The 11,698-nt window shown below is 67.4% G+C and carries 11 protein-coding genes; 10 read left to right on the top strand and 1 reads right to left on the bottom strand.

The window, feature by feature from the left end:
• The first annotated feature begins 23 nt into the window (after positions 1 to 23).
• The 10 genes from ACFWAY_RS40415 (at position 24) to ACFWAY_RS40370 (ending at position 10,827) form a co-directional block, all read left to right on the top strand.
• On the top strand, positions 24 to 908 hold the full coding sequence (locus ACFWAY_RS40415; protein WP_378455526.1) for an SDR family oxidoreductase: 885 nt from the start codon (positions 24 to 26) through the stop codon (positions 906 to 908).
• 88 nt (positions 909 to 996) lie between these two features.
• On the top strand, positions 997 to 2,442 hold the full coding sequence (locus ACFWAY_RS40410; RefSeq protein WP_378455527.1) for an acetate--CoA ligase family protein: 1,446 nt from the start codon (positions 997 to 999) through the stop codon (positions 2,440 to 2,442).
• A complete protein-coding gene (locus ACFWAY_RS40405) occupies positions 2,439 to 4,055 on the top strand; it encodes an AMP-binding protein (protein WP_378455528.1) in 1,617 nt (538 codons plus the stop codon). Before ACFWAY_RS40410 ends, ACFWAY_RS40405 begins: the two co-directional genes overlap by 4 nt.
• A gap of 41 nt (positions 4,056 to 4,096) precedes the next feature.
• Positions 4,097 to 4,840 (top strand): enoyl-CoA hydratase/isomerase family protein, encoded by a 744-nt coding sequence (locus tag ACFWAY_RS40400; protein WP_378455529.1) that lies wholly within the window; start codon positions 4,097 to 4,099, stop codon positions 4,838 to 4,840.
• Positions 4,841 to 4,857: 17 nt separating this feature from the next.
• Positions 4,858 to 6,000 carry a zinc-binding dehydrogenase gene (locus tag ACFWAY_RS40395; protein ID WP_378455530.1) on the top strand — a complete coding sequence of 381 codons (1,143 nt, stop codon included), beginning with the start codon at positions 4,858 to 4,860 and terminating at the stop codon, positions 5,998 to 6,000.
• Between the two features lie 31 nt (positions 6,001 to 6,031).
• Positions 6,032 to 7,468 carry an aldehyde dehydrogenase family protein gene (locus ACFWAY_RS40390; RefSeq protein ID WP_378455531.1) on the top strand — a complete coding sequence of 479 codons (1,437 nt, stop codon included), beginning with the start codon at positions 6,032 to 6,034 and terminating at the stop codon, positions 7,466 to 7,468.
• Between the two features lie 12 nt (positions 7,469 to 7,480).
• The gene (locus ACFWAY_RS40385; protein ID WP_378514502.1) at positions 7,481 to 7,747 is read left to right on the top strand and encodes a hypothetical protein; all 267 of its coding nucleotides are present in this window, start codon (positions 7,481 to 7,483) and stop codon (positions 7,745 to 7,747) included.
• A gap of 107 nt (positions 7,748 to 7,854) precedes the next feature.
• Positions 7,855 to 8,775, top strand: a complete 921-nt coding sequence (locus ACFWAY_RS40380; protein ID WP_378455533.1) for an LLM class flavin-dependent oxidoreductase — start codon at positions 7,855 to 7,857, stop codon at positions 8,773 to 8,775.
• Positions 8,776 to 8,782: 7 nt separating this feature from the next.
• Entirely contained in the window at positions 8,783 to 10,117 is a 1,335-nt protein-coding gene (locus ACFWAY_RS40375) for a PucR family transcriptional regulator (RefSeq protein WP_378455534.1), read from the top strand.
• A complete protein-coding gene (locus tag ACFWAY_RS40370; RefSeq protein WP_378514501.1) occupies positions 10,114 to 10,827 on the top strand; it encodes an SDR family oxidoreductase in 714 nt (237 codons plus the stop codon). Before ACFWAY_RS40375 ends, ACFWAY_RS40370 begins: the two co-directional genes overlap by 4 nt.
• A 13-nt stretch (positions 10,828 to 10,840) precedes the next feature.
• Here the strand turns inward: ACFWAY_RS40370 and ACFWAY_RS40365 are convergent, their stop codons facing one another.
• Positions 10,841 to 11,638, bottom strand: a complete 798-nt coding sequence (locus ACFWAY_RS40365; RefSeq protein WP_378514500.1) for an SDR family NAD(P)-dependent oxidoreductase — start codon at positions 11,636 to 11,638, stop codon at positions 10,841 to 10,843.
• Positions 11,639 to 11,698 lie beyond the last annotated feature (60 nt).

Genomic DNA, 11,698 nt, shown 5'->3' with positions numbered 1-11,698 from the left:
ACACCTCCTGGAGGCACACCATCATGAGCTCCTCTTTCAAGTCCGTTCTCCGCGAAGGCAGCCTGGCCGACCGCGTCATCCTGGTGACGGGGGGTGGGACGGGGATCGGGCGCTGCATCGCCCACGAGGTTGCCTCGCTGGGCGCAGTGACGCTGTTGGCCGGCCGACGCGCGGAGCCGCTCGAACAGGTTGCTCGAGAGATCGCGGACGCCGGGGGCCAGGCCGACTTCGTCTCCTTGAACATCCGTGACGCCGACAGCGTCGAGCGGGCTGTCAGTTCCCTGGTGGACAAGCACGGGCGGATCGACGGTCTGGTGAACAATGCCGGTGGTCAGTTCCCCGCGCCGGTGGAGGACATCTCACCCAACGGCTGGCGGTCGGTCATCGACCTCAACCTGACGGGCACGTTCCTGGTCAGCCGGGCCGTCTACCGATCCTCCATGCAGACGCACGGCGGCTCCATCGTGTCGATCGTGGCGAACATGTGGAACGGCATGCCCTTCATGGCCCACACGGGAGCCGCGCGCGCCGGTGTCGTCAACCTGACGCAGACCATGGCGTTGGAATGGGCTTCCCACGCCGTACGGGTCAACGCCGTGGCCCCGGGGGTCATCCTCTCCAGTGGGATGGACACCTACACGCCGGAGCAGCGAGAGGGGATCGCCCAGCAGGCCCGAGGCATCCCGGCCGGACGCATCGGCACCGAGAGTGAGGTGTCGGGAGCGACGGCGTTCCTGCTAACCGACGCTGCATCCTTCATCACCGGCGAGACGCTGAAGATCGACGGCGCCGCCAGCCTGCTTCCCCAGCCCATGATGCCGATGGCCGCGTTCGAGCCGATGCCTATCTTCGACGGCTTCCACCTGGCGCAGGAGATCCCCGAGTTCTGGAACCCGGCCAAGGTCTGACGCCCGTCGTGTGGCATGAGCGAGCCCACCGTGCGTGGCTCAGGCCGACTATCGATTTCTGATTTGATCAACGAAAGGTGTTCTCGCCGTGACGCTCAGCCCCGCATGGCTCCAGGCAATCCTGGCGGCACGCTCCATCGCACTGATCGGCGCCTCGGACGACCCGACGAAGATCTCCGGTCGCGCCATGTCCTACCTGCGGCGCTACGGCTACGGCGGAACCGTGTACCCGGTCAACAGTCATCGGGACGGCGTGCAGGGTGTTGTCGCGTACAAGTCGGTCGCCGAGGTACCTGAGCCGGTCGACGTGGCCGTACTCTCGCTGCCGCAGCGTGACGTCGTTCCAGCGCTTCGACAGTGCGCTGAGCAGGGCATCGTGGTGGCCGTGGTCTACGCATCGGGGTTCGGCGAGTCCCGTCGGGCGGGGGAGCCCGACCTGCAGGCCGAGATCACGGCGATTGCCCAGGAGTCCGGCATGAGGATCCTCGGACCGAACTGCCTCGGCGCGATCGGGTTTGCGCATGGAGTGACCGCAACCTTCGCGTCGGCCCTGGACGACGGCGACCTGCCGATCGGCCCGATCGCGCTCGTAACCCAGAGCGGTGCGTTCGCCAGTTTCGTCTTCAGCGCTGGCCGCGATGCCGGGCTCGGCTTCCACTTCGTGGCGAACACCGGCAACGAGGCGGACCTGACGGTCGGCGAGGTGCTCGCCGAGGTCATCGAGCTGCCGGAGGTACATCTCGCGCTCACCCACATCGAGGGCATTCGTGACATGCCCTCCTTCGAGCGGGCGGCGCGTCGCGCACGTGAGCTCGACAAGCCGCTCGTCGCCGTCAAGGTCGGCAGGACACAGGTCGGCGCAGAAGCCGCGCGGGCTCACACGGGATCGATTGTGGGGGATGACGCGTACTACTCCGAGGTGTTCGCCAGGCATGGCGTGGTGCGAGCAGAGTCCATGGCCGAACTCGTCGATGCTGGGCGAGTCTTCGCGGATGGTCGCCGCACGGCGGGCAACCGTGCCGCCATCGTGTCGATCTCGGGTGGAACGGGTGTCCTGATGGCGGACGCCTGTATCGCCATGGGCATGGACGTGCCGGAGCTTGACGGCGTGATCCGCGACGGGCTGGGCGAGCTGTTGCCGGCGTATGCCTCGACGCGTAATCCCGTCGACTTGACCGGCTCGGCCCTCGACAACCTTTCGACCTTCGGAGGAGCCTTGGACCTGTGCGTCGATGACGAGGCGACGGACATCGTGTTCGTCTCGATCGGGAACGCCAGCTCGAGCGAGGCGGCGATCTGCGATGCCATCCTCGCGGTGCACGCGCGCAGCGACAAGCCGCTGATCGTCACGTGGGCCGGGGGCAGCGGGCTGCCCGCCAAGAGGCTGGCGGCCGACGGCGTGCCGGTTTTCGACGACCCGATCCGCGCGATACGAGCCGGAAGCTTTCTCGTGGGTTGGAGCGAGGCCGCCCGCCGACCGGGTGCCGCGAGACTGCACGGTGCCGAGAACGTCAAGAATGGAGTGCCCGCATGAAGAGCGACGAGATGCTGCCCACCTTGGTACGCGAGCTGGCGCAGGAAGATCCTGATCGGGTGGTTCTACAGCACGTGGACGGACGGTCGCACAGCGCGCGAGAGGTGCTCGAATCCTCCATGGCCTGGGCTGCGGCGCTGGAGGACAGGGGAGTGGGGCGCGGGCAGACCGTCCTGGTGATGCTTCCGCCCAGCTTCGCGGGTATCGAGCTCTGGCTGGGGATCGCGTCCCAGGGGGCGGTGGAGGTGCCGGTCAACACCGAGTACAAGGGCAGCATCCTGGAGCACGTGCTCGCGGATTCGCGCGCCGAGGTCGCCGTGGTGGCCGAGCGGTACCTCGACACCTTCCTGATTGCCGCCGGGACAACGGGTCTCAGGTGGCAGGTCGTGGTGTGGAACGACGACACCACGCCCGTCGGCACGGACCTCCCGTCCTCCGAGCACTCGCTCGTCCGGGACTCTGCGGCGCTGCGGCCCGGGGCCACGCCCACGCAGGTCGTCGAGCCGCGTCCACGGGACACGTCGTGCGTCCTGTACACCTCGGGCACGACGGGACCCTCGAAGGGGGTGATCGTGCCCTGGCAGCAGCTGTACGCCACTTCGACCGGCATCATGCCCCAGTCCGAGCTTGGTCCGGACGACGCGTTCTACGCGCCGTTCCCTCCCTTTCACGTGAGCGGCAAGTTCCCGTTCTACAGCATGATGCTGTGTGGCGGACGGGTAGTCATCAAGGAGCAGTTCAAGACCTCCGAGTTCTGGAGCGAGATCGAGGAGCACCGCTGCACCACGACGATGCTGCTGGGAGCGATGACCAACTTCCTCTTCCGCCAGACCCCGAGCGCCTCGGACGCCGACACGCCCCTGCGCAACGTCCTGATGGTCCCAGCCATCGCGGAAGTCGACGAGTTCAGGGACCGGTTCGACCTGCGGGTCCACACCGTCTTCAACATGACCGAGGTCAGCTGTCCTCTGGTCTCCGACATGTGGGACCTGGGACCCGCCGGAAGCTGCGGCAAGGTCCGGGACGGCTACCAAGTTCGCCTCGTCGATCGCGACGACAACGAGGTACCGGTCGGTCAGGCCGGGGAGCTGGTCGTACGAGCCGACGAGCCGTGGGCGCTCATGAACGGCTACTGGGGCCTGCCGGAGAAGACCGTCGAGGCTTGGTCGAACCTGTGGCTGCACACCGGTGACGCCTTCATCCGCGACGCGAACGGTCACTACTTCTTCGTGGACCGGATCAAGGACGCGATTCGCCGACGTGGTGAGAACATCTCGTCGGTCGAGGTCGAGTCGCAGGTCCTCCACCATCCGGCTGTCGCCGAGTGCGCGGTCGTGGCGGTTCCTTCCGAGTGGGGCGAGGACGAGATCCTGGCCGCTGTCGTCCTGCGTGACGAGCTCACCGAGACCGAGCTGTGGACCTACTGCCAGGAGCGGCTGCCGCGATTCATGGTGCCTCGGTACATCAGCTTTGTGGAGGCAATCCCCAAGACGGCCACGTCGAAGATTCGCAAGGCGGTGATCCGGGACATCGGAGTGACCGAGACCACCTGGGACGCCACGAAGGGTCCGGGTTCGCGGCCGCAGGCCTCGGAGGACAAGTCGCACGCGTAAGCACTCGTCGATCCACGACTCATTAATTACAGGAGATAAAGTTGTCCACGATCACCGTTGCCGTTCAAGACGGCGTCGCCCGCATGGTCCTCAACCGGCCGGACGAGGCGAACTCGCTGAACACCCAGATGCTCGAGGAGTTGTCCGCAGAGCTTCACGCCCTCCACGGTCGGGACGACGTCTTCGCGCTCGTCTTATCCGGTGAGGGCCGCGGCTTTTGCGCCGGGATGGATCGCGCGCTCGCGGAGCGACTGCTGCCGGACGGGCAGCTCGGTGAGGTGCAGGAGCTCACGAGGTTCCTCGACCTCGGTGGTCGGGTCTTCGAGCAGATCCGGTCGTTCCCGGGTATCACGGTCGCTGCTGTGCGCGGGTTCGCGATCGGCGGCGGGATGCTGCTGATGACCGCCTGCGACGTCCGGGTCGTCGTGACGGGGGCACGGCTTGCCGTTCCCGAGTCGACCTTCGGTCTTCCCCTCTCGTGGGGTGCGGTCGGCGGGCTCATCGATCTGGTGGGCGAGGGTCGGGCCCTCGACTGGATCGCGACGGGGCGCAAGCCGTCCTTCGAGGAACTGATGATGTCCGGCTTCATCACGCGCGCCGTCGCCGAAGAGGACTTAGACGATGTGGTGGACGAGTACGTCACCACGGTCCGGGCCAATCCAGCCCTGTTCATCCGGGTGACCAAGCCGCAGATCCGGTCATACGCACGCCCAGCGTCCGCATTGTCCACGCTTGAGACCCTGGGATCCATCGGTCTGCTCGCGCTGAACGATTCCCTGCGATGACCGTGAAGGAGCAGGGCATGCCCATGACCCCCTCGTACGACGACGGACAGCTGCACATTCGCGGAGCCCTGCTGGTCGAGGACTCGATCGATGTTGTCGACGACGTCGTCATCGATCAGCCGCGACGAGGCGAAGCGCTCGTCCGGCTGGTCTCGGCCGGTGTGTGCGGCAGTGACCTGGCGATGATCGACGGGAAGCTCCCGTATCCACGACCGCTGATGCTGGGACACGAGGCCATGGGGGTCGTCGAGGCACTGGGCCCCGACACGGAGGCGCCCGGCATCGGATCCCGTGTGACGCTGTGGATGCGTCCGCCGTGCAGGGCGTGCCGGTCCTGCGTCAACGGCCGGGCGGAGCTGTGCGAGAACAGCGGCGGCATGTCCGCTCGCGGCACCCTGCTGGACGGCCGTACCTCGTCCAGCCGCGGCGGCGAACCGGTCTACCGCGGCCTGGGCATCGGAGCCTTCAGCACCCATGTCGTCATGCCGGTCAACGGCCTGGTGCCGGTGCCCGACGAGGTGCCGGACGACGTCGCGGCGCTGGTGGGCTGTGGGGTGTCGACGGGTGCCGGCGCGGTCCTCAACGTCGCGTGTCCGGAGCCCGGCGACAGCGTGCTCATCATGGGCGCGGGGGGAGTCGGGTTAGCCGCGGTGATGGCCGCCGCCGCGGTCGGAGCCGGCAAAGTCATCGTGTCCGATCCGTCGGAGCATCGGCGGAAGCAGGCGCTGGAGTTCGGGGCGACCCACGTGGTGGACCCGTCCGAGGACCTTCCTCTCCGCAAACAGTTGAAGGCGCTCACCGGGTCGTCGACGGTCGACGTCGCGATCGACGCGGTCGGCTCGACCGCGCTCCTGGAGGCCGGCTACGGGGTGATCCGCTTCGGCGGGGTCCTGGTGGCTGTCGGCCTGCACGGCATGGATGCGACGATGACCCTGCCCGCCGCGATGGTCGCTGTCAGCCACAAGCAGATCCGCGGTTGCTTCATGGGTGGCATCGACCCGCAACGAGACCTTCCGAGGCTCTTCGAGCTGTACACCAGCGGTCGCATGCCGATCGACAAACTCGTGACCAGTCGTCGCCCGCTCGGGGAGGTCCACGAAGCGCTCGATGACCTGCGTGAAGCCCGAGGCCTGCGCACGGTGCTCGACCTGACGTTGTAGAACTCCCTCCCTACAGAGACCTGGAGGTCTTGTGAACCACGAATGGAAGCAGCACTGGCTCGGCGGAACCTGGGCTGTGGCATCCGACCCGGACGCCTACTACGACGTCGTGAATCCCTCCACCGAGGAGATCGCCGGCCGGGTCCCGCATGCCAGTGTCGACGATGCTCTCGCAGCGCTGTCGGCCGCTCGCCGCGCGCAGGAATCCTGGGGTTCGTCCGATGTCAAGGAGCGAGCGGCGATCCTGCGCGCCATCGCCGCGGGGATCCGTGACCGTGCAGACGAGCTCGCGGCCCTGATCACCGCCGAGGTCGGAACACCGGTGTCGATGTCGAAGGCGCTGCAGGTCGACCTGTCCGCGGTGTTCTTCGACGATGCGGCTGCGCTCGTCGAGGAGTTCGCCTTCGAGTACTCCACCGGCAGCACCGACGTGGTGCTCGAACCTGCGGGAGTGGTGGCGGCGATCGTGCCCTGGAACTTCCCACTCCACCAGGCTGCGACCAAGCTCGCGTACGCACTGGCCGCAGGATGCACGATCGTCGTCAAGGCGAGTCCCGTGGCTCCGCTGGCCCTATTCGCCCTGGCGGAGGTCATGGACGAGGCCGGGCTGCCGGACGGCGTCGTCTCGGTCATCGCCGCCGACGGTCGGACGGCAGGTGAGGCCATGGTCTCCTCGCCGGACACCGGCTTGGTCAGCTTCACCGGTTCGACCGGCGCCGGCCGCCGGGTGGCGGCGCTGGCGGCCGAGCGCGTGATCCCGGCGGCCCTCGAGCTGGGCGGCAAGAGCGCGAGCATCGTCCTCAACGACCTGGAGCCTGACGCCTACGCGAAGGCGGTCAAGCGCACGGTCTCGGACTGCATGCTGAACGCGGGCCAGCGATGCATCGCGCTGTCCAGGCTGCTGGTCCCCCGTACGCGTCTGCGAGAGGCCGAGCAGGCGGCCACGAGCGCCTTGGCACGATGGATTATCGGGGACCCGACGTCAGCGGCGACGACGGTGGGCCCGATGGTCTCCGAGGTGCAGCGCGATTCGGTCACCCGGCATGTCGACGGTGCGATCCGTGAGGGCGCGCGTGTCGCGGCGCAAGGATCCGCCGACATGCCAGGTCGAGGCTTCTTCGTGCAGCCCGTGATCCTCTCGGACGTCACGATCGACATGGCTGTGGCGACCGAAGAGGTGTTCGGTCCGGTCCTGGTGATCCTGGCATTCGACGACGAGGACGACGCGGTCGCGGTGGCGAACTCCACGCCGTACGGGCTGTCCGGGGCGATCTGGAGCTCCGACGCGGAGCACGCCAAGGCCGTCGCGCGTCGGGTGCGCACCGGGCAGATCTCGATCAACGGGGGAGTTTTCGACCCGAAGGCTCCCTTCGGCGGGCGAGGCGACTCCGGCTACGGGCGCGAGTGCGGAGCCAGCGGGCTCGAGGAGTTCCTGGTGACCAAGGCGCTGCTGAACGTCTGCTCCTGACAGTCAGTCCTGGTGTCGGAAGATGAGTTTGGCCTGCCCGCCGTTGAAGCGCTCGGTGACACCATCGGCAAGCCGCGCCATCTCATCGCCGACCGCGCCTACAACTACGCCACCAACGACAAGTTCGCGCTGCCCGTCTTAAGGGTTCGGAATCACCCCGACGGGGTTCTACCAATACCGCTCGAGTGCACGACAGGCCTGGAGGTAACGGTCACCGCGACAATGCCCCAATCTCACGACGAAGCGCGACCGAATGGGGCATCGATTGCGCGGCGCTGAGGCAGCGGCTCATCGAGCGACGTCGGAGTGGCCTGCCCCGCCCCGCCCCTTGCCATCGCCCCGCCGATAAGTTTATGGTCAGTCCATTCGCATGAGAGGAGATCAGCGTGTCGATCAGAGTGGGATTGTCGGTCACGGACGCGCTCCTCGTCCCGAAACCCGCGGATCGGCGGCTTCTCCTCGATTCCGCGGCAGAGGCGGGGCTCGACCACATCACCGTCGGTGACCACATCAGCTTCCACGGTGGTACCGGGTTCGACGGCATGGTCTCGGCCACGTCCGTCCTGTCCAGCCACGACACTCTGTCGGTGATCATCGGCGTCTACCTACTCGGCCTGCGTCATCCGATGCTCGCCGCCCGCCAGATCGCGACACTGTCGCAGATCGCCCCCGGCCGACTGGTTCTGGGCGCCGGCGTGGGTGGTGAGGACCGCTCCGAAATCTCGAACAGCGGAGTCGATCCCAGCACCCGCGGCCGTCGCCTCGACGAGACCCTCGAGGTGCTGCGCGCCGTCCTCACCGGCGAGGAGGTGACCCATCACGGTGAGTTCTTCACCCTCGACCGGGCGCGCATCCTGCCGGCGCCGCAGCCGGCGGTGCCGATCCTGATCGGTGGCCGCGGCGAATCCGCCATTCGCCGCACCGCCCGCTTCGGCGACGGCTGGCTCGGAATCTTCTGCACACCGCGACGTTTCGCCGAGACCCGGTCCGCGATCCTCGAGGCCGCCGCGCAGGAGAATCGTGCGCCGGACTCGTTCGGCGTCAACGTGTGGTGCGGGCTCGACAAGGATGCCTCGGTTGCGGACCGACTCGTCGGCGAGAAGATGCAGGCGTTGTATCAGTTGCCGCGCGACAAATTCCGCCATCTGGCACCCGCCGGAACACCCGAGCAGGTGGCCGAGTGGCTGAACTCGTTCGTCGAGGCGGGCGCCGACAACATCACCCTGGTGCCGGCGACGACGTCGATGGAGTCGGCCATCGAGCACGCGGCGACCGTCCGCACACTTCTGCTCACCCATCACCGCTGACCGTGTGATGCCCACCTCCGACGAAGGCACCGGTCGTAAGCACCTTCCACTCAGCGCGTTGGACGAGCTTCTCGACGACGCCGCGGTGGCCGTCGACTGCCTGTCCGCGATCGTCCGGGTCTGTTCGGAGGCCACCGGCAAAGCAGTAACCCTCTTCGACCGCCAGGGACACGTCGTCGCGTCCGCCCGGCCCGATGCCGGCAGGCAGACGACGTTCCCACCACTGCGCGAGATCGTGCGCGAGCACGCAACGACCCCGACCAGTGCGGAACCCGTGCTGTTGCCCGCCGAACTCGGCACCGGGTTGTCGCGGCGGAAGATCCTCAGCGCGATCGTCGAACGCGGCGAACACCTCGGATGGCTCGTCGTCGACGAACAACCCACGCCGTTCCATCCCACGGACGAGTACGTGACCCTCCGCTGCGCCCGCCGCATCGGCGCGCAGTTCCTCACCCAGCGTCGCATCACCCGGGTGGCCTGGAATGCGCGGTCCGCACTCGCCCGCCAACTCGTTCGCGGCTCCGGCGCCTGGGCCGATCTCGCGGCCGGTGCCGAATACCTCGGCGTGAACGTCCACGCCCGCCGGTCCCTGGTGTATGTCCGCGAATCCGACGGAACACCCGAGGATCTCGACCGCTCCCTCGCCGAGCACACCGAGCGTGCTCTCGGCATGGAGGTGTTGTCGACTCGGGGTTCGGAGGGAATCCTCCTGCTCATCGAGGCACCGGAGCACGTCGCGTCCCCGACCGTCGTCCGGCGCATCACCGCGACCCTCGAGGCGGCGGCCGCCGAACTGAGCCCGACGGGAGGTCTGATCGCCGGGGTGTCGTCCGTGTACGAACCCGATTCGTTCACCCGCGCCTACCGCGAGGCACGGGAGGTCGTGCGCTGCATCGACCGTTTCACTCACGGAACAGGGCATCGCGTTCTCGCCGTCGACGATCTGGGACCGGCCCGACTTTTCCTCGCGAACGGCGAGATCTCCGCCATCCGACACTACATCGACGACATGCTCGGCCCCCTCCTCGATGACGACGCGGCATCGACCGAACTGATTCGCACCCTGGCAGTGTGGTTCGAGCAGAATCGCGGTATGCGCCGCACCGCCACCCGTCTGGGTGTGCACGAGAACACGGTGCGCCTCCGGTTGTCGCGAGTGCACGCCCTCACCGGCCTCGATGTCACCGGTGACGCGTCTCATCAATTGAGCATCCATACCGCGCTTCTCGTCCTCCGACTTCGTGACCATCCGGCCTTCCACGTCGAAAACCGCTGCGCCGAAGCGGAATGCGACGACACTGTACGCATCGATGCACTGCCCGACGAACGGAGATCCGCATGACCGACCCGCACCGCCGCAAGGCACTGGTAACCGGTGCCGCACGCGAGGGCGGTATCGGTAAGGCCATCGTCGCCCGGCTCGAAGCCGACGGGATGGAGGTGGTCACGCTCGACCGTGCACCCGGGTGCACGTACCAGGCCGACATGTCCGCCGACGAACTGCCGCCCCTCGACGACATCGACGTCTACGTGGCCAATGCGGGTCTGACGACGATGTTCGGTGCCGCACACAGTCTGTCGATCGACAAGTGGCGGAAGGATCTCGACGTCAACCTCACCGGGACCTTCCGCGTGCTCCAGCAGTGCCTGCCGGGGATGCGCGAACGGCGGTACGGCCGCGTCGTCGCCATCTCCAGTACCGCAGGCACGCAGGGCATGCCGGCCCAGGTGTCGTACAGCACCACGAAGGCGGGCCTGCTCGGTCTGGCGAAAACCGTTGCGGCCGAGAACGTCGCCCTGGGCATCACCGCCAACGCCGTCCTGCCCGGAATGACGGCCAGCTCCGGCATCCTGTCCATGCCTCAGGACATCCAGGACGCGTGGCTTGCATCGATGCCCAACGGATTCGTCGACCCGGCCGACATCGCGGATGCCGTCGCGTTCTTCGCCTCCCCCACCGCTCGCAGCGTCACCGGCCAGTTCCTCACCGTCGACGCGGGCGACGGTCTCAACACCCGCACGGTCACCTCCTCGGTGGCGCAGCACCGATAGCGTCCGCGCGTGCTCAGTTCACCAGCACACCGCCGTCGACGGGCAAGCTCACCCCGGTCAGATACGCGGACGCGTCGCTCGCCAGAAACACCACCACCGCGGCGATGTCCTCGGGGTCGCCGATGCGTCCGAGGGGAATCCGGGCGTCGATGATCTTGCGCTTGTAGTTCTCGGTATAGTGCTCTGTCGCCTCGGACGGAAAGACACCCGGCAGAATCGCATTCACCCGGATTCCGTTCGGCCCCAGTTGCGCGGCGAGGTCGCGGGTCAGCCCGAGGACGGCGGCCTTGCTCGCGCTGTACGCGGCGGCGGGCATCTTCGCCGTCGTCAGCGCCATGACGCTGGAGACATTGACGATCGAACTGCCGCGACCCATCACCCGCGCGCACGCCTGGATCATCCAGTAGGAGCCGTGCACGTTCACGTCGACGACCGACCGGAAGTGGTCGGGCGGATCCTCCGTCACGTGATGGTATTCGCCGCCGGTGCCGGCGTTGTTGACGAGGACGTCCACCCGCCCGAATGCCTCGACGGCGGCTTCGACGAGGCGATCACACTGGTCCACCTGCGTCACGTCGGTCTCCACCGCCACCACGCGGGGGTTGTACTTCCGCACCTGCTCCGCGGTCGCGGCCAGTTTGTCGCCACGCCGCGCCCCGAGGACGACGTCGGCACCCGCTCGAGCCAGCGCGAGCGCGTACGCCACTCCGAGACCGGACGACGCCCCGGTCACCACCGCGACCTTGCCGTTCAACGAGAACCGCTCCAGCCCAGCATCGTTCCGGGACCGGTATCCGCTGATCGATGTCATAGGGAAGCTTTACCACGCACCGAAGGCCATCCGAAGCGACCACCGAGGGGCCACTGTGGA

The sequence above is a fragment of the Rhodococcus sp. NPDC059968 genome (assembly GCF_042738615.1).
GTDB lineage: Bacteria > Actinomycetota > Actinomycetes > Mycobacteriales > Mycobacteriaceae > Rhodococcus_F.
The sequence above is the reverse complement of the archived record's forward strand: the minus strand, read 5'-3'. Positions and strand labels throughout refer to the sequence as shown.